Source organism: Myxococcus sp. MISCRS1 (assembly GCF_026626605.1).
Lineage (GTDB): Bacteria > Myxococcota > Myxococcia > Myxococcales > Myxococcaceae > Myxococcus > Myxococcus fulvus.
Genome location: NZ_JAPNKB010000001.1, coordinates 2460403 through 2481992 on the forward strand (window position 1 = coordinate 2460403; position 21590 = coordinate 2481992).

The following is a 21590-nucleotide window of genomic DNA, read 5'->3' on the forward strand; positions in this document are numbered from 1 at the left end:
GAGCTCGCACCCGGCGCCCCCGAGGTCACCAACGTCGCGCTTCTAGCGCAAAGCGGACACGCTCACCCATTCGATGTGGGAGAAGCCAGACAAGGCCCACCGCTGGTCATGGAAGCTCGCGGCGTCGACCTCGCGATGACAGCGCACCCGCAGGCCCCGCTTCCCGAAGCCCTCCGCCGCGGAAAGGAGCCTCCAGAGCAACCCGGCAGCCCGGGCTTTCACCAACGTCACCTCGAGGGAGACTTCATCCCCCGGACGCACCGTGAGCGACCAGACGCCCGGACAGGTGACATCGAAGCGCTCCAGCTTCGTCGCCAACGTGGACCTCGCGCACAGGTGCACGTCATCCTCGTACTCGGTGCGCAACTCCAGCCAGGACAGGTTCGGCCACAGGGCCAGCCTGTCGAACACATCCCCCAGCGAGAGCGAGCCGAGCGATTGGGCCGTGACACGCCCCCAAAGCTCCAGCCGACTGATGGAGGGCAGCGGCCCCAACAACCGAGCCCAGCCCAGGTCCACCCGTCGCAACCGCGTCACGCTCCGAAGATGCGGATGCGCGAGCCACCGCGCCTGGACCGCCGGCCGGGCCACCGCCGCCCAGTCGATCTCTCGCACCGTGAGCCAGGCCGGTCCCGGCTGGGGGAGAATCCGAGTGGCCGCCTCCGCCATCCGCACCGCCACGGGAAAGCCCCGCTCGAAGCGGGTCGCCCCACTGTCGATGGCGTCACCCAGCGGCAGCTCCCAGCTCCGGAGGTGCGCCGCGAGCAACGCGTCGATGCGCTTCTCGTCCGGAGTGGGAGAGCACTGGAGCACGATGAACTCGCCCAGGGGGTCGCCCGTCTCCAGCAACTGGTCCGCCATCACCAGCCGCACGTCGTCGTCCTCGGGGTTGGCATAAACACGGGGCAACCACTGCGCCCGGATGCTGGCGCCTCGCGACTCCATCTCCGCGCGAGCACGCATGGACTCCCACAGCGCCGCGAGCAACTCCCGCGCCTTCGCGTCGAGTTCCTGCGGCACCCAGTCACGCCCCAGGCGGATGACGAAAGACAGCCGCGCGGCCGAGGCCCAAGCCTCTGGCCTCATCCGCTCAGACAGTGCCTCGAGGGGCTCGACGTCGAAGGGCGGCCCCACGTGCCGGAGCGCCGCGCACAGCCTCGACACCCGCTGAGGCTCCTCCGCCGAGGGCAGGCGCGCGATGGCGAGCAACCCGGGGATGAACCGGGGGTCGGGCAGGCAGTCGAGCAGGGCATCGAGCTGCGCCTCCACCTCGCGCGGCTGCCCCTGCGCCCCCAGCCTGCGAGCCAGGTCCCGCGCCGCGCGACGCGCCTCCGCGGACTGCCCCTCCCGCCCCGCATGCGTCGAGTCGAGTCGCGCCTCGAATTGGCGGGTGAAAAAGACCAGCTCACTCGCGCGACACTCGCGCCACGCATCCATCACCGCGCCGAAGGCCTCTTCCTCCTCCTGCCGCGTGAAGCACTCCACCGCGCGCTCCAAGTAGCTGTGCAGGGCCTCGTTCACGTCGCCAGCGTATACCGCCTGAAGCCTTCCCCTTCCGCTGAGGCCAGTCCAACTCCCACGCCGTCAACCCCAGGACTTTCTGGTGCTCTTCGTCGCAGTCTCGGGCGTACCCAGGTGCGCACCGTCGTGTCAGTGACGTGCAGCTCCTCGGCCAGGCGGGGCGTCGTCCGTCCCGCCTTCGCCAAACCGCCGATTCGCGCCCGGAGCTCAGGCCTCCGCATCCTCGAAGTGCGCCAGGAGCAGCCCGTCGCACTGATTGAGCGGCCGACCCAGGAACGCCTCGACCACCCGGTCCTCGACGGTGCCGATGTCGACCTCATCCTCTTCACCGACCACCATCGGCTCTCCCGGGAGGAGCTCACCTTCGTCTTCCTCCTCGCTGGTGGGGACGCTCGGCCCTCCTACACGGAGTCGGACCCGCTTGCCGTCTCGGAAGAGGGAGTAGGCATAGGTGCTCGTCCTGTCGTCGTAATAGAACACGAGCACGGGGCCATGCTGTCGCGAGCACTCCTTGAAGCCCTTGACCGTGAACTGCTGGTCGGCCCCGAGCATCCAGTTCAGGACGAGCGTCTTCCCGTCGACCACCCCGACGGCATAATCCATGAACGAGCTGACGGTCGCGTCGTCATAGGAGATGGGCGCGTCGAGCGGGATGCGCGCAGAGATGCCGAGCGCCCTCAACGCGACCATTCCCGCGTCCTTCAGCGCCTTGAGCTTTCGCGCCTCGGGCGTCTCGGTGCCGTCGATGGATTGTGGGGACTCGGGCTCGAGTGCCTCGTCGACGAGGGCATGGAAGTCGAAATCGATGATGGCGCCGCCATTGACAGAACCCACGTTGCGTCTCCTTGGGGGAGCTTCGAGGTGCGTTGAAGAGTGCTCGCGCTGGAGGCAGTTCAGCCCAGTGCCTGACGCCGCCACTCCGGCCATTCCGCCGGAAGCGCGACCGGCAGTGTCCACCCGCGGGCCTCCACGAGGCCCCTCATCAGGAAGGCGGGCATCGTCCCCGAAAGGTCGAGTCCGAGCTCATCCTCGAAGCGACGAAGCAAGGACAGTCGACGCTCCAAATCGACCCCGAGCAGCTCCAGCTCCCTGGCGGTCGCGGCCACGACATCGCCCACGAAGATGTAATGGTCGCGGAGGGCCGCGAGCGAGGCATCCAGGGACTCGAGGCGGGTGAGGAGCGCTCCGCGGTGCTGGTCCGACAGACGCACGGGTGGAGGTGAGCCCGCGGCGCAGGCTCGCCAATCGCGCTCCCACAAGAGGTGCTCCAGGGGGTCGTCGGCCTCGACGCTCCGAGCGAATCGCAGCTCGGCCTCGGGTGGCCTGTTCGCCGGGAGCACCAGTCCGTGCGAGCGCGCATGCGCGAGGAGATAGTCCACGGCGAAGCCGAGCCTGAACTCATAACGCCACCCCGGCCAACACGGGGCGAATGCGGTTTCGAGGTCCATCTCGTAGATCAGGTCCTTGCCTTCGCGTCGGACGACGCCGAAGTCCCCGCCGAGCAGGAGCAGCTTCCCATCGAAGTCGACACAGGCGGTGGACCTCGCGTCCTCGAGGACCTCCACCCTCCTCCACCCCAGCGTGCTGAGGATCCGCGGCGCGTTGACGTATTCCGGCCCACCGATGATGAGAGAAAGGGCCTGTTTTCCATCATGGCCATAGCGAAAGAGCTCGGCCTTCCCCTCCCGGATGATGACGATGTGGCACACGCGCACAGGCATGGGTGTCAGACCTCGTGATGGCGGGGCTCCGCCAGGGAGCGGCCCGGGATGGCAGACTACTGCGTGGATACGAATCCCAAGGACGGATGTCGCATCCGAAGTGACGCCACGCTCCGCTTCTGTCGTGAGCGGGGCGAGCCGAGGCCCTGGCCGAAGACGTTGGCCGGGCCGGGATAAGCCCTCCGAGGAGGCGGTGACGTCCAACCCGCGACAGCAGGGCGCCCGCGCCGGCACCCGCAATTACTGACATGGCGTGGACTTCCAGTTTCCGCCCTCCTGTGCCGGCCCAAGAGTCGGCCGCTGCGTCATGGGGGGCGTCAAGACGCGCGTCATAGGGCCGCGCTGATGCGCTTCGTCGAGGATGCGCGACTGCCTTTGGATGACAACCGCTCGGAGGCGGCGCCAAGAAAGGCAGCCCTTGGGAGACCTCAACACCCTGGTGGCGACCTGCGAGGCCAACGGCGTCAAACCCGAGGCGTCGTCAGTGAAGACTCCGCCAAGATGGAGAGACGAGCAGTCGAGTACGGAGGCGCAGGGGGTAGAACTGCACCCGAATTTGAGAGAGACAGCCTACGACGCTCCGCTCGCCTCGCCGCGAGAGGCAGCAGTGAGAGCCTGCCCTCGACACCGAGGGTGAATCTCAGTCCCTGAAGCTCATCAGCTCACGGGCACCGTCCCGCCGTCGATGACGTACTCCGCCCCGGTGATCGCGCTCGCTCGGTCCGAGACGAGAAACCCGATCAGCTCGGCGACCTCGGCCGGACGCGCGGGGCGCCCGAGAGGAATTCCGCCGAGCGAGCGCATCACGAGCTCCCTCGCGCCCGCTTCGTCGGTGCCGTTCTTCGCCGCGATCTCGCTCATGAACCCGACGGAGGCCTCGGTCTCGACCCAGCCCGGTGACACTCGATTCACGCGCACGCCCTGCGGCGCGACCTCCTTCGAGAGCGCCTTGCTGTAGTTCGAGAGCGCGGCCTTGGCCGAGGCGTACGCGGTCGTCGCTTCATGAAGCGGCAGCTGCCGCTGGATCGACGTCACGTGCACGACCGCGCCGGTCCGGCGCTCGCGCATTCCGGGGACCAAGGCCCGGTCGAGACGCACCGCCGCCATCAGGTTCAGGTCGATCGTCTTCTGCCACGCGTCGTCGTCGAGGACGGAGAAGCCTCCCGCCGGCGCCGACGTTCCCCCCACGACGTGGACCAGGATGTCCACGGCTCCGGCGGCCTTCACGACGCGCGCGCAGCCCTCCGCCGTGGAGACATCGGCGGCGATGAAGCCCTCGCCCGCTCCCTCCCGCGCGGTCGTCAGCACCGTCGCGCCGGCCTCGCGCAGCCATGCGACCACCGCCTTGCCGATGCCCTTCGTTCCGCCCGTCACGAGCGCACGCTTACCCTCTAGCCCTCTCATCACGTCATCTCCTTCCACTGGGTTGAAATGGGCATCACGGCTCACGCGCCGATGCTCAAAGACACAATCCGCTCGTCCTTCATCCGGAACGCAAAGGTGAGCGTGATGGGACTGCCGGGAAACCGGCCCGTCACTCTCGCGCGGACCTCGCAGGCATCGTCCTTCGCGTTCACCTCGAGCGGCTGCGCGACGGCCTGATACTTCGCCTGGGAGTCACGCCACCATTCGTCGATGGCCGCATGCCCGACATGCCGATGTCCCTCATCCTCGACAACGGCATCGGGCGCGAAGGCGTGGAGCGGCGTGGCACTGCCCGCGTCGAAATAGGCTCGAATGGATGGGTGCATGGTCATGACCCAAGAAGTAAGCCCGCACGATTGCCCACTCAATGGGGACAAAATAGGATGCGGCATCCCGAAACACAGGACTATCGATGTATCAACCCGGACTGAATGATCTCGATGCCGTCCTCGCCGTCGCTCGCAGGAGCTCGTTTCGCGGCGCGGCGCTCGATCTCGGGATGTCGACGACGGCGATGAGCAGCGCGATCGCGAAGCTCGAAGCCCATCTTGGCGTGCGCCTCTTCAACCGCACGACGCGCAGCGTCTCACTGACCGACGCCGGCAGGGCCTTCGTCGAACAGGTGGCTCCGGGACTCGCGGACATCCGCGGCGCGATGGACGCGGCTCGCTCCCAACAGGCAAAGCCGTCCGGCATGCTGCGCATCAACACCTTTGCGACCGCGGCGCGTGAGCTCCTCGCGCCCCTGGTGCTGGAGTACCTCCGCCGCCATCCAGACGTGCATGTCGACGTCGTGACCGAAGGCCGGCTGGTCGACGTCGTCGCCGAGGGGTTCGACTTCGGCGTGCGGATGGCGAACCTCGTGCCCACCGACATGATTGCCATTCCGCTGGGAGAGCCCCAACGCCACGCCATCGTCGCTTCGCCGACGTACCTGAAGAAGCACGGTCGGCCACGCGTCCCATCGGACCTCTTCCGTCATCGGTGTATCCGGGTGCGCTTGCCGAACGGCAGCCTCTTCCGGTGGGAGCTCCGTAAGCGGGGGCAGACGGCCCTGATCGATGTGACGGGGCCCATCACGCTGGACGAGGCCAGCCTCTCGCGAATCGCGGTCCTGGAGGGCATCGGACTGGGCTTCTTCATGGAGCCGGACGTGCGCGGCGACATCGAAGCGGGACGCCTCGTTCGCGTGCTCGAGGACTGGACACCGGAGCTCGCTCCGCTCTGCCTCTACTACCCTGGCCGGCGCAACGCCTCGGCCGCGCACACGGCGTTCGTCGCACTGGCCCGCGAAGTCGCGGCAGCTCGCAAATGAGCGCCGCGATGGCGGCCGCTGGCGAAGCGCTCGGGTCCGTCCACGCTCGTCCCGCTTCGCGACGAAGGTGGAGCGCCTGCACGCCGGACTTGAACCGCTGCGTCGATGGTCGTGCAGTGGAGCTGCACCAGCCTCACGTCTAGCTCGACTTTCCTATTTTCACAGAAAAACGCAGACTCTCGGTGAATCAACCACGGACCGGGAGGACACCCTGCGGACACAATGGATTGCGTTGACCCTCGTGATGGGCGCCGTCGCCTGCGGGGGCGGTTTCGAGGAGGCAGACGCCCAGGCGTGGGGTGAATCCAAGGCGGGGCTCACCCCAACCGCCGAGGACCAGGTCGTGGCCCGACTGCCCGCGAGCACCGGGGCGGTCTTCGCCTATGGAGAGTACCTGCCGCCCGGCTACCTGACGTCCACCACGAACTACCCGGTCGTCGTCCACCTGAACGGGATGGGGGAGTTCGGGACCTCGACGACGGAGGCGGACCTGCTGAGCGTGGTGACCCGCCACGGGGCGCTGAGGAACATCCACTTCACGAGCCAGGGCAAGGCGTACTTCGGGCAGCGACAGGTGATGGTCTTCACGCCGCGCGCCCCGACGAGCTGGCCGGCGGCGGACATCGAGACGTTCATCAACTTCCTCGTGGCCAACTACCGCGTGGACACGACGCGCATCTACCTGACGGGCATCAGCGCCGGAGGCCACGGAGCCTGGCGGTACGCGTATACCTACGGCAGCCGGCTGGCCGCGCTGGCACCCATGGCCACCAGCATCGGCGCGCCGGGCCCCACCATCACCCAACTGAAGAACGTGCCGGTGTGGGCGGTGCATTCGTACGGGGACAGCCTCTCGTACACCGCCGACCGCTCCTGGTTGACGGGCGTGACCAAGAACTACGGGCTGAGTCAATCGCTCCAGGTGCCAGCGCCGTCACAGACAGTGACGTACCTCTTCCCGGGCGCCAGCAGCCCCGCTTGGACGTCACAGCCCGGCGTGGTGGCCACCGGGAACGCCATCGCGCGCTTCACCGTGCTGCCCGGCACCGCGCACGACTGCTGGACCCAGCAGTATGACAACTACGCGTTCTGGGACTGGCTGCTCGCGCAGCATCGTTGACGCAGGGCGCAGTTCCCGCCGGGATGAGTCGGCTGCGCGCCTGTCTCATCGCGGCGCGCGCCCGAGGGCCTATTCCTTCAACGCCTTCACGGGATAGCTGCCGATGTAGGAACGGAATCGCTGCTCCAGCTTCCCGGGCACGAGCACGCCCGTGTCGAACAGCTTCAGCAGGAAGTCCTCGTACGTCGTCCACTGGGAGAAGTCCGCGCGCCGGAGTTCCTCGTAGAGCACGTAGGCCAGCACGTGCATTCCATCGTCGTGGTCGCGGAAGAAGGCCGCGCCCGTGAGCGGCTTGCCATCCTTCGCGCGGAGCAGGCCCTGGCGCTCGCTGACGAAGACGTCGATGGCCTCGGCGCAGTCCTCCTCCGTCAGCCCCTTGGCGGTGGTGTAGCCGAACGCGGGGTCGTGCTCGCGCACCAGTCGCTGGAAGTAGGGGTCCGCCTCCAGGGCCGTCAACCGCGCGTCGATGGCGCCCTCGCGCTTGAACGGCGGGTGGAGCAGTTCGTGGACGGCGGTCTTCACCGTGACGCTCAGCGGGTAGGTCAGGTCGGTGAGGAAGTTCCAGCCCGTCACCCGGATGCCGTGGGGCTTGGCGAACTTCAGCACGTGGGCGTTGAGCTCCTCCACGTGGAGCGCCCGGCCGAGGACGTCTTCGTCCCAGCCCACCACGTCATGGGGCGCCACCTGGACGCCGAGGCGCGCGATGGCCTGCTCGACCTGGGGCAGGTATTCCGCGCGCCAGATGCGCGAGAAGCCGATGCGCTGGAGGAAGGCGAACAGCACGCCCAGGTCCTGGCGCACGTCCTCCATCTCGGTGAAGTCGGAGTCCTCGGCGTAGCTCGTCGCCTCGAAGCCCCGGCGCATCGCCGTCCAGGCGGCATCGTCCGACACCGTCCTGGCCAGGCCTTCCACGGTGGTGGCGCCCGTGACGGAGAAGACGAGCGTCAGGTAGGGCCCCACCATCTTCCCGGCCTGCTTTCCCATCCGCTCGGTGAGGTGCGCGAGCGCGGCCTTCTCACCGGGCTCGAGCAGGGCGGAGAAGCGCTGAAACTCCTCGGGGTAGAACCGCGTGTAGAACGCGTCGCCACGGAGCAGGTTCAGCAGACAGAGGGCGTCGTAGGCCTCGGAGGGACGCAGCACCCAGTGCGTGCGTCCGGCCTCCACGCGGGTGACGGCCGGCGCGGGAGCTGTCGGGACCACCTGCCGTGATGCGCAGCCGGATGAGGCCAGCCACAGCGTGGCGACGAGGGCCACGGCGGGCAGTCCTCGTCTGGAGTCCGCGGCCGGGGAGGGAACGGGGGAAGCGAGCGGGTCCGGAATCATGGCGCTGAAGCTGCCCCGTCCGCGCGAGGACGTCTTGGACAGAACTCATTTCGTTGGACGAAACGAGCGGCCCCCGGGCAACCGCCGGTACTCGGCCGGGGTCAGGTGGAGGCGGCGGCTGAATTCGCGCGTCATGTGACTCTGGTCGCAGTAGCCCGCCTCCAGCGCGACGACGCTGAGGGGCCGCGCCGTCTCTCGCAGTGCCCGACTGGCGCGCTCCAGTCGGGAGCGGCGCAGGTGGTCGGCGGGAGTGCACTGGAAGAACTGGCGGAAGCCTCGGCCCAACTGCGTGGGGCTCACCCCCGCCTCGCGAGCCAGCTGCGCGAGCGTGGGAGGCGGCCCCCGGACCGCATCCAGCAACTCCCGCACGCGGACGAGCCACGCGGGAGGGGCCGACGCCTTCGGGGGCATCGTGGCGCGCACGGCCTCGGCCAGCAGCTCCAGCGCCAGCCCTTCGATGGCCAGCGCCGCCAGGTCATCCCCGCGGCGGAACTCCTGGTAGAGGCGCGCGGTCAACGAGAACAGTCGCGCCGACGCCAGCTCCCTCCGTCCGTCCAGCCGGGAGACGAGGGGGTAGCGCGACCGCCAGACCGACTCGGAGAAGTCGACGTTGAAGGTGCGGGTGAGTCGACCGGCGATGCGCTGCTCGTGGGCGACCTCGGGTTCCTGGAAGGCCACCGACCTGGGAGGACATTCCCGGGCACGTCCTTCCAACACGTCGGTGAAGCCGCCTTCCAGCGTGAGCCGGAAGCCCGCGTGACGGTGCCGGTGGAGGGGAAGGACGACGTCGGGAGCATAGGTGCTCTCCGTCAGGACGAGCCCTGCCACCTCCAGGCGCTGGAGCGGTGTGCCGAGATAGCGACCAAATCCAAGGACGGGTGCGGAGGACACGAAGTCCCTATGTACAGCCCGCGAGTCGATTGCAATCGCCAGGCTTCCTCCAGGAGCCCAGTTCCAGCGCGCCGCGCGAACCTGCTTTCGGGCGACAACCTGGTGCGGCAGGCCCGACAACGCCATGAGAGGCCGCGGACGTGGGCCCGGCCGGCGGTCCGTGTCCCCGCTTGCCCAGCGGCTCGTTCAAGTCCCCTCCCCCCGGCCAGCTGGCTCCACCCCGGGGGGCATGCGAGAGTGCCCACCCCCTCTTGACGATGCGCCTGATGAACAAACTCTCCGTAGCCATTGCTGGAATGATGTGGGTGCTGGCCGCTTGCAAGACGACGGGCCCTGCACCCGCCCGCGATATCCCCACGGCAATGAACCAGGCCGCGACGACCCTGCTGCAGTCACGACTGCTGCACGCAACGTCGATCGCGGTGGTCTATCGCGGCGAGGAGTTCATCCTGCATCGGGGTGAGCTGGAGACCGGCAAGTCCAATCCGCCCGATGATTCAACCCTCTATGAGATCGGCTCGGTGAGCAAGACCTTCGCCGGCCTGCTGCTGGCGAACGCTGTCCTCGAAGGCAAGGCGACCCTCGACGACCCGATACAAAAGTATCTGCCGTCCGCCTATCCGAACCTGCAGTCAGACGGCGAGCCCATCCGTCTGCGCCATCTGGTCACCCACACCAGCGGCATGCCGGGGATGCTGCCACTGCAAGTGAATGACGTATTGCGGGACTTCACCGCGCATGCCACCCCGGCAAAGCTCAATGCCGCCTATGCGGACTACGGGCAGCCGCGGTTCTGGCAGGACCTGCACACCGTCAGCATCGAGGGCCCGCTCGGAAAGGACTATGCCTACTCGAGCGCCGGCACCGAGCTGGTCGCGCACACCCTCGAGAAGATCTACGGGGCGCCCTACGAGTCGTTGCTCGCGGAGTTCCTGGCGCGGGAAGCCGGTATGCACGACACGTGGCTGAGCCTCCGGGCCCAGGACGCCCGCCGTCTGGCGCCTGGCTACCACAGCGACAACCCGGTCGGCACCACGCCGATGCCGCAGCTGCCCTGGGGCGCGGCGGGGGCCTTGAAGGCGACGATGCCGGAGATGGTCAAGTACCTGCGCTTGCAGCTGAGCAACCTTCCCGCGGTGACGGAGTCACACAAGCCGCTGGTGCGCTTCGCGGAGGACTTCAGCATCGGCTATTTCTGGAACATCGGCCAGAGCAGCCAGTTGGGCACCCACTACGTGCATCATGGCGGCGTGCCTCGCGCGCAATGCTATCTCTACCTCGTGCCGAAGTATCAGCTGGGGGTGTTCATCATCACCAACCAGAGCGGAGATACGACCGCCAACGCCATGGAACGCGCGCTGGCGCCCCTCTTCGACAGGGTCGAATCCATGCAGGGTCGCTAAGTAGGTCGCCACAAGTTCCGAGACAAATGCAGGGACCTTGCCCGTTCCCGCTCCGCCTCGGATTCGCTCAGGAACATTTGGCGACCTACTTAGCACGGCGAACAACAGGGGGAGTGCGCGTCGAGCCCCCGCAGACGTCTCTCCGTTCGACAAGTCGTCGGAGAGCATGAAGCGCGTGGCCAAGCCCACAGCCAACACAGCCCGACAATGTCTCCCGCCACGTCGCTCGCCGGACGGTTACCACTGGCCTTCACCGTGCCCGATGTCGCGTGCACTCAGTAGTTGATGTTGTGATGAATGAACGGCTCGGTGAGCGTTTCGAGCCTGTCGTAACGGAACCCCGTGAGGGACTCACAGACATCGACGAGGATCTCGAAACTGATGGGGTTGGAATCATCGTCGGGGGGCTGGGCGGCGAGTCGATTCTGGCGGATGGCCGCGAAGCACTCCGGCGGTGTTCCACTGACCCGGACATCTTCGTCGGAGTCAGGCCGGAGCTCCCAGCGCTTCGTGCCCGCATGGAATCCCTGGGCCAGGGGAAAGCCCCCCTCAGCCGAGACAAGGAATCTCACGACGTCACCCTCGGAGGAGAGCTCGGCGAACCATTCCTCGTTCGCAGGGAATACCACGTCATGCACGATGATGACGAGGTACCACCCGGATGGGAGCCTCGCGCATGAGATGTCAAATGCGTCAATGGCCTCCCAGTCCGCGCGCCCCGGGCCCACCCGCAGCTTCTTCATCAACTCCCGAGGGTGGATGCGCTTCGCGGCGATCCAGCCAGGGCTCTCCGTCATGACTTCCTCCTCGTGGGAAAGAGGGTGAGGCATGGATCGATAAGCTCAGGGATCATGTTGTAGCTGAAGCCCGAGAGGGCCTCGCAGACCTCGATGGGGACGGAGAAGACCGTGTCCACATCGAACGAGTTCTGGCGATGGTAGGCCTGGAGCTTCTCAAGGTTCGCCCGGAGAATGGCCGGGAGGCACTCCGGGGGAGTACCGTCCACCTCGAGGTGCTCACGACCTTCGGAAGGGTCGTGCCAGAGGGTCCAGCGCTGCTCGCCTCCGGAGAAGCCCCAAGCCTGCGAGTACATCGTGTGCTCTTCGACGAAGCAGCTCACGATGAGTTCCGCATGGGAGGAGGCCTCCGCCAGTATCTCCTCGTCCGAGACCTGGTAAGGGTGGTTCCGGAAGTAGATGATGAACCACCCGGAATCGAGTCGCGCGGCGGTGATGCCGGCCTCCTGGGTGTCGAGTTCCCAGGACATACCACTCAACGACAACCCCAGTTCCTCGAGCAGTTTTCGGGTGGAGATTCCCTTCGCTGCGAGCCAGCTGCGACTGACGCTCATCAACGCTTCCTTGTGATGTATCCAGCCCCGGAACGCCCAGAGGCATCGCTCCCGACTCGCCCGGGGTCACGTCCTCACGACATCGAACGTACCTGCCGGGAAGATGTCGCAAACGAACGCTCTGTTCCAGCCAGGTTGTCGGCGGCAGCCCCCATCATCCGCTGGAGCAGTTCGGGCCGGTTCCGCGTCTGCGCGAGGCACTGAGCGATGCCGATGAGCCCCTGGCCATAGCGCTGGAGCTGTGTGGGCTCCTTGCGGACGCTCTCGGGAACCGTCAACCACGCTGGGAAGTGCTCGAGGACCAGGGCTTCGTGCTCGGCACAGAGCCGGATGAGCGCGGCGTCATCCTGTGATTGCACAGCCTCGAAGAGGAGGTCGCGCACAGCCTCGGGCGAGGAGGCTGCCGGCCTGCCCACGCGACCGAAGAGGCGCTTGAAGAGGCCCATCAAGCAAGCATATGCGAGCGAGACCGCTTCCCGACACTCCGATGCACTTCTTTCCGACCCGTGCCACCCCAACCTCAGCCGCTGCGTCCCGAGCAGCTGTGCGTCAGTGCGAGTGAGCGCGCCACGGCCTTCTCGAGGCCCTGCTCCGCGAGGATGCCCTGACAGCACCTGACGAAAGTCAGGGTTGGACAGAAGGGGCATGGTCCCCGAACCCGCCCCGACGCCTGCTGGGAACAGGTGGCTCCCCCGCGGCGAGCCGTACCTCGAAGCCCCACAGGCCGAGCACCACGAGCATCTTCACTCGTGGCACCTCACGGCTCGCGGCCTTTGCCTCGTCACTTCAGCGAATCGGTGGTCGTCGCCCGCTCTTCGGACATCGTCACAGCGGCGCCCGTGTCGTCGAATCGGAGGATGCGGAACTTCCCCCCGTTCGGGCCACGCACCACCACGGAGTACACCGCCTTCACCTCGAAACCACCGTGGTACCCGGCCGAGGTGTGGACGATCTTGACCTCACCCGCAGCCTCTCGCACGCCAGCTTCGCCGGCCCCCACGCGCGCCAGGAATTCGGCGCGGTCGTTCGGCGAGGCCAATCGGCGTTGGAGCGCCTGGGCTCCCCGCACCACGTCCACGGGAATATCCGGCCAGTAGACGCCCTCGCTGATCACCCGGCGCGCATTGTCCAGCGCGGCATAGGCGAAGGAGCCCTCCACCGGGATGCCTCCCACCGAGCGCTCCAGATGGGTCGTGTACCAGAGGAGCTTTGATTGGGCTGGCGACACGCCGCCGCTCACCGGACCGCTCCCCGCCATCGTGGTCGTCACGTGGGTGCCACTCACCTGGGCCACCGGGACTCCCGCCTCCAGGAAGTACGCCTTGACCACCGCCGAGTGCTCCGCCGGGTTCTCGCTCAGCGGCCGGGGGTACTCGACGCCCAGGGTCCCCTTCGGGAGCCCCGGGGCCCCGAACGTCGGAACGACCATCGTCGCGCGGGTGACCGTGTCGACGAAGAAGACGCCCCTGCCTCCGACAACCCGCTCGTAGCTGCCTCCGGCCTCACGCCGCACACCGGCTCCCGCGTCGAAGCGGGACCTCGCGAGCGCGTGCTGATAGCCTGCGCCCTCCTCGTTGACCGTTGGCGTCACCGACTGCGGTTGCTTCGCCAAGGACGGCTCCTGCTCCGAGGAACAGGCAGCCAGGACCAGGAACAAACCAAGACTCATCGTTCGCGGATTCATGGCAGACCTCGCTACGGGAGAATGAAGGGGTGGCTGTTGCAGTCGTAATTGCAGGTGAAGATCCAAGCCATCCATTGGTTTCCGAAGCTGTCGTTCCCGGGGTCCCGGAGCTGTCCCCAGTTCTCGGTCCGGTTCGCCCATTCCGCCCGTGCCTGGTTGATTTCAACGGAGAGGGCGATGTTGGCGCCGCAGCCGACGATGCCGTGGCCGCCTCCACCAAACGCACAGCTGGTCCCGCCCGTCACCGAGTTGATGGATTCGGCCCAGGACGGGGCGACAGCCGAGTTGGGATTCGCGACGTAGCGGTCGGCGAAGGACTGGCCGCGATTGGCCACGTCGGCGGTGTCGTCTCCCACGCGCGTCGGCATGATGAGCGCAACCGTGGAGACTCCCGCGAAGGACCCCAGCACATTGGGGAAGAACAGGTCCGGCGTGATGCCACAACTGTTGTCGATGACGACGAGGTTGATTCCTCCATTCGTGCCGGCGCCGGCCCATCCACCCGCCGTGGGGCTCTCGCCCCAGGCCACCGGGCCGCTGGAGTAGTTGACGGACTGGCAGGCGCTACCAGTCCGGTCGACGACGATGCTCCGCGGGCGCGAATACACACAGCGCCCGGCCAGCGGATTCTCGGAGAACCGCAGGCAACGCTTGTCGGTCCCCGCGACATCCGGGCAGGACGCTCTCGAGGTGCAAGGGGTGTTGCTGTGATCGTCGCAGGTGCCGTGCCCGCTGAAATAGGAGATGGCGTCACCGGAACGGTCGAAGTAGAGGGTGTCGGACCCTCCGCTCACGCGTTGTGGGTCGGTGAAGTCGGTGGGCCATACCAGGCCATCCGTGTACCGGAGGCCGGCCGTGTAACCCGGTATCGACAGCATCCGGTTGCGAAAGTTGTCGACGTTCGCGATGTTGTTGAAGAGTGTTCCGCACGAGTATCGATTGACCGCCTCGATGGTGATCCCCGTCTGCGCGTGGGCGGAAAAGAGACTGAGGCACAGGGTAGCGGCAACAATGAATCGTCCGACGGTGGTTCTCGGCAACCTCATGGTCATCCTCCTCTTGGGTTGATACAGGCGGTCTTGGTTCTCTCCTGCTCGTCACAGCGCCATGTCCCGCCATCACAGACACACGTCCACCGGATCGCCGGACCGGGAGAGGCCGTCCCCGGACAAGAATCCTTCGTCCACACCGTGCACGCGGCCCGGGTCGAGCACGGGCCGTGCGGCAAATCACGCAACTGGTAGTGGTCCCACGGCCCCTTCGGGCTGGAGATCACACACATCGTTCGCGCCGGAGCCGTCTCGAGGGGCTCCGGCCTGGCCTCCTTGTCACGCGTGCATCCCAGACACACGAGCGTCGCGACAACGAGGGCCCCCGCCCGCAAGCATTTGTCTGGAGTCGTGGACGGGCCGGAAATCCCAAGACCGATAGACAAGCAGGTCCAAACACTAACATTCGGACTCGATAAACAGGTATCGTGCCTCAGGGAGCGCGGGTGTCTGCTCTTTCACAGAAGCCCTGCCCTACGAGCGCAGCTTCGCCCGCATCCGCCCCGCGACTGGGGACAGGCAATGACGGGCATCCGTTGCTCGAGTGCTCCGTCGCTGGGAGCCCCGCACCCCCCAAGAGGAGCGCGTGGTCCAGCCCCTCACGCAGCGCCCCTGGACCTCGTCGACGGCGCCGAGAACGGCCTGTCGTGGAGGAGCGCCGCTCCGAGGGTTCGTCGACTTCATCCGGGCCGCAGCGGAGCAGGCCGGCCCCCAGCGACGTCACAACGCGACGTTGACCGCGACACCCTCGCGCCCGGTCGCCCACTCGCGCAAGTACGCGTTGAGCTCCCCGAAGAACGATATCGACACCAGGTCTGACACCGCGAAGAGTTCCCGGAGCAGCGCGCCCACGTGGTTGTTATGCGTTTCGGCCGCGTCAGCGTCCACGTACTCCTCGATGATCGAATAGTGACCGGGCTTCTGCGTGGTGAACCACTGGTAGCGCAGCGTCCCCGGCTCGGTCGCGGCGACGGCGGCCAATGCCCGCGCCGCTCGGAGGAACTCCGTCTCCCCTCCGGTCCGTGTCTTGAACTCACAAATCACCAGAAGGCTCATTCGACGCTCCTGCACAGGCTGCGGTTCGAGGGATGGCGCTCGTCGTACCATCCGACCGGCTCGAAGTCGTCAACGAACGCAGGGTGGAACCGGGTCATGTGCGAGCGCGAGATGCGGCACGCCCAAGCAGGTACTCCTCGCGCTTCCCCTCCGGGCACGCCGAACCGTGACGCGGGCTCAGTCGGGACGGCGGGTCGTGGTCTGCGCATCGCGGTCGTAGGACTCCTGGTGCTTGTGGATCGTGTCGATGTGCTCGAGGGTCCAATCGTACAGGGCCGCGAACGGCTCCTGGAGCGACCTGCCAAGAGGGGTGATGGAGTACTCGACGCCCGGCGGTGAGCCGCCGATGACGCGTCGGACAACCATCCCATTGCGTTCAAGCTTTCGCAGCGTCTGCGTCAGCACGCGCTGGGTGATGCCCTCGAGCTGTCGCTTGATGCCATTGAACCGCTTCGGCGAGGCCCGCAGCACGGCAAGCACCATCATCGACCACTTGTCGCCAATCTGGTCGAGGATGGTGCGGGTGGGACAGTCAGCTCGGTAGATGGGCTCGTCTTCAGTATCTCTCGGCATACCAAGGATGCTCCAGGTACGCTCTTGACCCTAGGTATGCAACATATACCTTCGTGACGTGACGACTTCGCCTCTGGCCCCAGCGAGCGGCGCTGGGTCTGCGGCCGCTCAGGCGAGCAGTCCGTTCGAGCGAAGGAAGCGTGACGCTGGCCGGACAGCAATCCCTGGCCAGCGACTCGTCACGACATGAACTGCCCATGCAGGAGAGAAAAACGTATGAATCGTTTCAAGGACAAGGTCGTGGTCATCACCGGTGCAAGTGAGGGTATCGGGCTCGCGACGGCCAAGGCCTTTGCCGCCGAGGGCGCCAACGTCTACGTCACCGGGCGCAGGCAGGAGAGGCTCGACGCGGCGGTGCGCGAGATTGGCGGCGCCACCGTCGGCATCCAGGGAGACGTTGGCACGCTCTCCGACCTCGACCGCCTCTACGCGCGCATCCAGCGCGACCACGGGAGGGTCGATGTCGTGTTCGCCAACGCGGGTATCTCCGAAACGTCGGCGCTGGGTGAGATTGACGAGGCGCACTTCGACCGCGTGTTCGGCACGAACGTGAAGGGCATGGTCTTCAGCGTGCAGAAGGCGCTGCCGCTCATGACCCGCGGAGGTACGGTCATCCTCGCGGGCTCGGCCAGCGGCAGCAAAGGGTTCCCCGGGCTCTCGGTCTACAACGCGACCAAGGCCGCGATTCGCTCACTCGCTCGAACCTGGACGACGGACCTGAAGAGCCGAGGCATTCGCGTCAATGTGATTTCACCGGGGATGATTGAAACGCCCGCGATGCAGACGTACCTCCAGAACAACGCGGGGTTCGAGGACGTGCTGAAGCAGATGACGCCGCTCGGGCGGATCGGTCAGGCGGAGGACGTCGCGAACGCGGTGTTGTTCCTCGCAGCCCACGAGAGCAGCTTCGTCGCGGGCGTCGAGTTCTTCGTGGATGGAGGCATCATGGCGGTCTAGCCAGCCGCCTCCCCCCGATGGCGATACCGCGCTCAGCCCGCTTTGCGGCGGAAGTGGAGCGCCTGCGCGCCGGACTTGAACCGCTGCGTCGAGAGGAGTTCGAGCTGCCGCGGACTCGACAGGCCCTGAAACAACGTCGGCCCGTGGCCGCTGATGATGGGATGAACGACGATGCGGTACTCGTCGATGAGCCCCCACTCCTCGAGCGACGCCGCGAGCTTGGGCGCTCCGACCAGGACACCCTGCTCGGTCTTCGCCTTCAGCGCCGAGATGGCCTCGCGAAGTTCACCCTCCACCCTGACCGTGTTCTGCCACGGGAAGTCGCTCCGCGAGTTCGACACGACGTACTTCACCTTCGCCTCGAGCTTCTGCGCCCACTCGCGCATCGCGCGCGGCGCATTCTCGTCGCGCGCCACCGCGGGCCAGGCGCCCTCCATCAGCTCGTAGGTGTTGCGCCCGAAGAGCATCGCCCCGCTCTGCTCCATGCGCTCCCTCCAATAGTCGTGCAGCTCGTCGTCCGCGATTCCCTGGGTGTGGTCGATGCACCCGTCCAGCGTCACATTGAGACCGAAGGTGAGGAGGCCCATGGCGCGGGACTCTACGAGAAGCGCCCCCCGTGCGCAGCACACCTCGCCATCGACGCAATGCCCCATCTCCGGCGGGCCCCACCGCCACCCGAGGTCGCGACATGCATCAATCCCCGCCGCCCGGCCGCGACGACAACAGGCCCTTGAGGCCATCGAGGATGCTCCGCGCGCTGAGCGCTCCTTCGACCCGCTCCCCGACACTGTCGGGCTCACTGTCGAAGCCGAGGTCGCGCTCGGAGCCCTCGATGCCGATACAGCCCTCGACGACCAGGTCGGTTCCGTTGAAGACCTGCACGGCATGGGCCCTCTTCGAGGGCAAAGGCTGGGTGAGGTCGTACGACCAGAGGCGCCTGCTGAGCTCCCATGCGAGGAAGGACGGGTGGGCGGCCGCACCTCCTGCCTGAGCGCCCAGGGGCATGATGACCGAGTCCGTGCGGGCATCGCCTTCAGCCGTTTCCAGGTCGCCATTCGCATGCACCCGGAGCCACAGTCCGGGCCGCTTCTGCAGCCGCAGCAGGAGCGGACTGCCGCTGCGTGAGCGCCTGGGAATGTCCGGCATCGCCAAATCACTTTCGAGCTCCGTGTCGCCGAGGTCGTGGACGACCAGCTCACCCTTCGAGGTGCCCACCGCGACGAAGCGGTCATTCGGAGACACACTCAGGCACGAGACGTCCCACGGGGACACCTCGCATGACAGCACCCCGAGCACCCGCCCGCTGCGACTCGAAACGAGGGTCACTCCGTCCGAGCCGCTGGCCGCGAGCCAGCGCGTGCTCCGGGCCATCGCCAGCAGCGTTTCCTGCCCATGCCCATACCCCAGGATCTCCGAACTCCAGTCCGCCCCACCGGTCTCGTGGTCCCACCTGTAGAGGCGCGGCCGGACCGCGTCGTCATCCCGGTTGAGGCGTGACTTCACGCCCACCACGCGAGGCCCGGTCGGCAACACGAAGCCCGGCCCGATGGCCTCGTCCCGCGCGCCCTTGAACCGGGAGAGTTCCTGCCCTGTCCGCGCATCGAGCACCACGAGGTCCCACTCGAAGAAGCACCACAGCTTCGTCCCGTCGTCGGAGAGCGCCAGGCCACAGGTGGGCTCGAAGGTGTGGATGTCCTTCAGGAGCGGCTTCGGGGTCGAGCCCGGCGTCCACGACCAGACCCTGTCGCCCTGGGAAGCGTGGCCCGCCCAGTACACGGCGCCATCCGCGGAGACCACCAGCGCCCTGGGACGCGTCGCAAGGGGAGCGCTCTCCAGCATCCTGCCGGAACCCAGCGCATACACCCGGGCGACCTGGTCCTCGAAGGTCGCGGCCAGCACGTCACCGGTCGGGAACAGCCGGACCTTGTTGAGCCCCTCGGCGACCGTGAGCGTCGACACGGTCCGCGCGGCCGCGACGTCCCACACGCGAACCGTGGAGTCCCCCTCCGCCGCCGAGACGAGCCGGGACGAGTCCGGGAGCCAGTCCGCGGCGAGGATGGGTGTGGAGTGGCCCTCGAGTCTCTTGCTCGACCTGCGAAGGTGTCTGTCCTGCTTCACGGCGTGCCTGCCTCCGCCCTCTCCTCGTACCCCGTGGGAGGGCTCTCCGCCCGTCGTGGGGGGCCACGACAAGAACAAGCTCCACGTCCTGGGGAAGGTCAAGCGCATCCGCCTCGAGCGCTTCGTCGCCCCCGACCGCGGACGCAGGGCGGACTCCGTCTGGAACCATCCCAACGAAATCCAAGCGGCCTGCAAGAACGCATGCATCGAGCAGCAGCAGAACCGCACGGACGAGGATGCGAAGCACGACAAGCCGAGCGCATCCTGATTCGACGCTCGAGGGACATCCCTTCGCGTGAGTCCGCGAAGACCGCCTTCGCGCTCGGCATCATCATCTGGTTCCACGCGCGCCCGCCGAGATAAGCTCCGGGATGTTGGCCCCTCGATTGCTTAGGGCCGAGCAGCCCCCGACTCGACACTGGAAGCCGAGCCCCCATGCGTTCCCGTCACTTCGTCCCCGCCCTCCCCGCCGCTTCCACCTCGTCTGTCCGCTCCCAGGAGGTGGCCCCGTGAGCCGCGTCGCGGGATGGGTGGTGCTGATGCTGGCGCTGGCCGTGTCGTACCACCCGGCCGAGGCCGCGCAGGCGAAGAAGGCTCCTGCCCAGCCGAAGACCACGGTGGCGGTGCTGCGCCCCGAGGGCCGCCAGGCGGACGCGCTGCGCAAGGTGCTGGCCGCGGAGCTGGGCAAGAAGGGCCGCGGGCGCGTGGTGCTGCCCGCGAAGAAGGTGGATGCCCAGGTGAAGCTCCTCCGCGGGGGTCCGAAGACGGAGGAGCAGCGGCAGGCGCTGGCGAAGAAGCTCGGCGCGGACATCCTCATCCTCTCCTCGGTGAAGGGCACGAAGCGCTGGGACGTGCAGGTCCGCGCCTACTCCGGCCAGGACGGCTCCCTCATCGCGGAGGAAGCGTGGGACGTCCGCACGAACCGCGCCTTCCCCGACGTGCGGCGCGAGCTCGAGCCCAAGCTGGGCGCGGCCCTGAAGGAAGGCCCGCCGCAGAGCCTCCCGCCCACCGCCGTCACGCCTCCGACGCCTGTCGTCTCCGAGCCGGAGGTCGCGCCCGCGGCCCCCATCGCGGAGGCACCTCGCCAGGCGGTCGTGAAGCCTCCTCCGCCCACGGTGACGAAGAAGGAGGAGCCGCCCGCGCAGCCCGAGCCCAAGGCCGCCGGCCCTCGTGACCTGGACGGCCCCACCCTGGAGGCGCTGCTCTCCGGCCAGGGCCTCTTCCGTCGCTTCAACTTCTCCGGCAGCAACGCCAGCCAGCTGCCCGACTACAGCCTCAACAGCGCCGCGGCGGCGAGCCTCGCGGTGAGCTACTTCCCCCTCTCCCACTTCACGGATGGGATGGTGCACAACCTGGGGCTCGTCGCGCGGGGCTCACGCTCCTTCGGGCTGTCCACGCGGCTCCCGGATGGCTCCAGTCACCCCACCACCGCGCAGCTCATCGAGGGCGGCCTGCGCTTCCGGCTGCCGCTGCGGTGGCTGGAGCTCTCCGTGGGCGCGCTGTACGGCACCCACTCCTTCGCGGTGGAGCTCCCGCCGGAGAGCACCTTCGCCCTGCCCGACGTGGACTACCGCTTCGCGCACGTGGAGCTGGGCCTGCGCAAGGCGCTCAACGAGCGCTGGGCCATCGCCGCGCGCGTGGGCTACCAGCACGTGCTGAGCGGCGGCGAGCTGTCCTCGGACGACTACCTCCCCGAGCTGAGCGGCTCCGGCATCGATGGCGAGCTCGCCGTGGAGTTCGCCCTGACGCGCGTCCTCGGTCTGCGCGTGGGCGGAGAGGTGCGCAGCTACTCCTTCACCGCCGGCGCCGCGGAGGGCACCCCGGTCTTCGCCGGCGGCGCCAAGGACCTGTACTTCAGCGGCCAGCTCGGCCTGTACGTCAGACTGTAGCACCCGCGCATTGAGGGGGTCTGTCCCCCACGCCTGTGGCGCCTCCTCCACACTTTCGCCCGAGGCCCGCATGGAAGATGAAACGCGCGTGCATGCGTGACACGAGTTTTTCAGTATCCGTGTCACCGGGCCATCCGACCGATGCGTGCGCGTCGCGGCTACATTGACAGGACCGCGTCATCCAGCCGATGGGT

At 67.4% G+C, this 21590-nt stretch carries 22 protein-coding genes; 6 read left to right on the forward strand and 16 right to left on the reverse strand.

What is annotated here, in order from left to right:
* Positions 1–42: 42 nt before the first annotated feature.
* The 5 genes from OWM54_RS09390 to OWM54_RS09410 form a co-directional block, all read right to left on the reverse strand.
* Positions 43–1521 carry a TIGR02996 domain-containing protein gene (locus OWM54_RS09390; protein WP_267697241.1) on the reverse strand — a complete coding sequence of 493 codons (1479 nt, stop codon included), beginning with the start codon at positions 1519–1521 and terminating at the stop codon, positions 43–45.
* A gap of 207 nt (positions 1522–1728) precedes the next feature.
* Positions 1729–2355: a hypothetical protein gene (locus OWM54_RS09395; RefSeq protein ID WP_267697242.1), complete on the reverse strand. Its 627-nt coding sequence runs from the start codon at positions 2353–2355 to the stop codon at positions 1729–1731.
* 59 nt (positions 2356–2414) lie between these two features.
* A complete protein-coding gene (locus OWM54_RS09400; RefSeq protein ID WP_267697243.1) occupies positions 2415–3242 on the reverse strand; it encodes a hypothetical protein in 828 nt (275 codons plus the stop codon).
* Positions 3243–3899: 657 nt separating this feature from the next.
* Positions 3900–4691, reverse strand: coding sequence for an SDR family oxidoreductase (locus OWM54_RS09405; protein ID WP_248546929.1), 792 nt, complete (start codon positions 4689–4691; stop codon positions 3900–3902).
* The gene (locus OWM54_RS09410; protein ID WP_223785975.1) at positions 4688–4993 is read right to left on the reverse strand and encodes a nuclear transport factor 2 family protein; all 306 of its coding nucleotides are present in this window, start codon (positions 4991–4993) and stop codon (positions 4688–4690) included. Before OWM54_RS09410 ends, OWM54_RS09405 begins: the two co-directional genes overlap by 4 nt.
* Before the next feature lie 86 nt (positions 4994–5079).
* Between OWM54_RS09410 and OWM54_RS09415 the strand changes: the two genes are divergently transcribed.
* Together OWM54_RS09415 and OWM54_RS09420 are read left to right on the forward strand one after the other, a co-directional pair.
* Complete coding sequence (locus OWM54_RS09415) at positions 5080–5982, forward strand: LysR family transcriptional regulator (RefSeq protein ID WP_267697244.1); 903 nt, start codon at positions 5080–5082, stop codon at positions 5980–5982.
* A gap of 343 nt (positions 5983–6325) precedes the next feature.
* Positions 6326–7102: an alpha/beta hydrolase-fold protein gene (locus tag OWM54_RS09420; RefSeq protein ID WP_267697245.1), complete on the forward strand. Its 777-nt coding sequence runs from the start codon at positions 6326–6328 to the stop codon at positions 7100–7102.
* Positions 7103–7171: 69 nt separating this feature from the next.
* On the opposite strand, the gene OWM54_RS09425 is transcribed toward OWM54_RS09420, so the two are convergent.
* The gene (locus OWM54_RS09425; protein ID WP_267697246.1) at positions 7172–8356 is read right to left on the reverse strand and encodes a hypothetical protein; all 1185 of its coding nucleotides are present in this window, start codon (positions 8354–8356) and stop codon (positions 7172–7174) included.
* A gap of 114 nt (positions 8357–8470) precedes the next feature.
* On the reverse strand, positions 8471–9316 hold the full coding sequence (locus OWM54_RS09430; protein WP_267697247.1) for a helix-turn-helix transcriptional regulator: 846 nt from the start codon (positions 9314–9316) through the stop codon (positions 8471–8473).
* 266 nt (positions 9317–9582) lie between these two features.
* Between OWM54_RS09430 and OWM54_RS09435 the strand changes: the two genes are divergently transcribed.
* Positions 9583–10719, forward strand: coding sequence for a serine hydrolase domain-containing protein (locus OWM54_RS09435; protein ID WP_267697248.1), 1137 nt, complete (start codon positions 9583–9585; stop codon positions 10717–10719).
* 275 nt (positions 10720–10994) lie between these two features.
* On the opposite strand, the gene OWM54_RS09440 is transcribed toward OWM54_RS09435, so the two are convergent.
* From OWM54_RS09440 to OWM54_RS09470, 7 genes are all read right to left on the reverse strand, one after another.
* On the reverse strand, positions 10995–11516 hold the full coding sequence (locus tag OWM54_RS09440) for a hypothetical protein (RefSeq protein WP_267697249.1): 522 nt from the start codon (positions 11514–11516) through the stop codon (positions 10995–10997).
* Positions 11513–12070, reverse strand: a complete 558-nt coding sequence (locus OWM54_RS09445; protein WP_267697250.1) for a hypothetical protein — start codon at positions 12068–12070, stop codon at positions 11513–11515. Before OWM54_RS09445 ends, OWM54_RS09440 begins: the two co-directional genes overlap by 4 nt.
* Positions 12071–12144: 74 nt before the next feature.
* On the reverse strand, positions 12145–12516 hold the full coding sequence (locus tag OWM54_RS09450; RefSeq protein ID WP_267697251.1) for a hypothetical protein: 372 nt from the start codon (positions 12514–12516) through the stop codon (positions 12145–12147).
* 335 nt (positions 12517–12851) lie between these two features.
* Complete coding sequence (locus OWM54_RS09455) at positions 12852–13682, reverse strand: hypothetical protein (RefSeq protein ID WP_267697252.1); 831 nt, start codon at positions 13680–13682, stop codon at positions 12852–12854.
* Positions 13683–13765: 83 nt separating this feature from the next.
* Complete coding sequence (locus OWM54_RS09460; RefSeq protein WP_267697253.1) at positions 13766–14800, reverse strand: DUF6345 domain-containing protein; 1035 nt, start codon at positions 14798–14800, stop codon at positions 13766–13768.
* A 723-nt stretch (positions 14801–15523) separates the two neighbouring features.
* Positions 15524–15859, reverse strand: a complete 336-nt coding sequence (locus tag OWM54_RS09465) for a putative quinol monooxygenase (RefSeq protein ID WP_267697254.1) — start codon at positions 15857–15859, stop codon at positions 15524–15526.
* A gap of 177 nt (positions 15860–16036) precedes the next feature.
* A complete protein-coding gene (locus OWM54_RS09470; RefSeq protein WP_223750525.1) occupies positions 16037–16432 on the reverse strand; it encodes a winged helix-turn-helix transcriptional regulator in 396 nt (131 codons plus the stop codon).
* Positions 16433–16648: 216 nt separating this feature from the next.
* Between OWM54_RS09470 and OWM54_RS09475 the strand changes: the two genes are divergently transcribed.
* Complete coding sequence (locus tag OWM54_RS09475; protein WP_267697255.1) at positions 16649–17389, forward strand: SDR family NAD(P)-dependent oxidoreductase; 741 nt, start codon at positions 16649–16651, stop codon at positions 17387–17389.
* A gap of 32 nt (positions 17390–17421) precedes the next feature.
* On the opposite strand, the gene OWM54_RS09480 is transcribed toward OWM54_RS09475, so the two are convergent.
* Positions 17422–17976: a dihydrofolate reductase family protein gene (locus OWM54_RS09480; protein WP_046712093.1), complete on the reverse strand. Its 555-nt coding sequence runs from the start codon at positions 17974–17976 to the stop codon at positions 17422–17424.
* A 106-nt stretch (positions 17977–18082) separates the two neighbouring features.
* Positions 18083–19507, reverse strand: a complete 1425-nt coding sequence (locus OWM54_RS09485; protein WP_267697256.1) for a WD40 repeat domain-containing protein — start codon at positions 19505–19507, stop codon at positions 18083–18085.
* A 55-nt stretch (positions 19508–19562) separates the two neighbouring features.
* Here OWM54_RS09485 and OWM54_RS09490 point away from each other — a divergent pair, with 55 nt between their 5' ends.
* Positions 19563–19775, forward strand: coding sequence for a hypothetical protein (locus OWM54_RS09490; protein WP_267697257.1), 213 nt, complete (start codon positions 19563–19565; stop codon positions 19773–19775).
* A 241-nt stretch (positions 19776–20016) separates the two neighbouring features.
* Positions 20017–21396: a hypothetical protein gene (locus OWM54_RS09495; protein ID WP_267697258.1), complete on the forward strand. Its 1380-nt coding sequence runs from the start codon at positions 20017–20019 to the stop codon at positions 21394–21396.
* The last annotated feature ends 194 nt before the right edge of the window (positions 21397–21590 follow it).

Coding starts and splice junctions, on each gene's coding strand:
- OWM54_RS09415 (WP_267697244.1), top strand. CDS start 5,080: ATGTATCAACCCGGACTGAATGATCTCGATGCCGTCCTCGCCGTCGCT.
- OWM54_RS09450 (WP_267697251.1), bottom strand. CDS start 12,516: ATGGGCCTCTTCAAGCGCCTCTTCGGTCGCGTGGGCAGGCCGGCAGCC.
- OWM54_RS09480 (WP_046712093.1), bottom strand. CDS start 17,976: ATGGGCCTCCTCACCTTCGGTCTCAATGTGACGCTGGACGGGTGCATC.
- OWM54_RS09410 (WP_223785975.1), bottom strand. CDS start 4,993: ATGCACCCATCCATTCGAGCCTATTTCGACGCGGGCAGTGCCACGCCG.
- OWM54_RS09470 (WP_223750525.1), bottom strand. CDS start 16,432: ATGCCGAGAGATACTGAAGACGAGCCCATCTACCGAGCTGACTGTCCC.
- OWM54_RS09435 (WP_267697248.1), top strand. CDS start 9,583: ATGAACAAACTCTCCGTAGCCATTGCTGGAATGATGTGGGTGCTGGCC.
- OWM54_RS09465 (WP_267697254.1), bottom strand. CDS start 15,859: ATGAGCCTTCTGGTGATTTGTGAGTTCAAGACACGGACCGGAGGGGAG.
- OWM54_RS09400 (WP_267697243.1), bottom strand. CDS start 3,242: ATGCCTGTGCGCGTGTGCCACATCGTCATCATCCGGGAGGGGAAGGCC.
- OWM54_RS09460 (WP_267697253.1), bottom strand. CDS start 14,800: ATGAGGTTGCCGAGAACCACCGTCGGACGATTCATTGTTGCCGCTACC.
- OWM54_RS09475 (WP_267697255.1), top strand. CDS start 16,649: ATGAATCGTTTCAAGGACAAGGTCGTGGTCATCACCGGTGCAAGTGAG.
- OWM54_RS09440 (WP_267697249.1), bottom strand. CDS start 11,516: ATGACGGAGAGCCCTGGCTGGATCGCCGCGAAGCGCATCCACCCTCGG.
- OWM54_RS09445 (WP_267697250.1), bottom strand. CDS start 12,070: ATGAGCGTCAGTCGCAGCTGGCTCGCAGCGAAGGGAATCTCCACCCGA.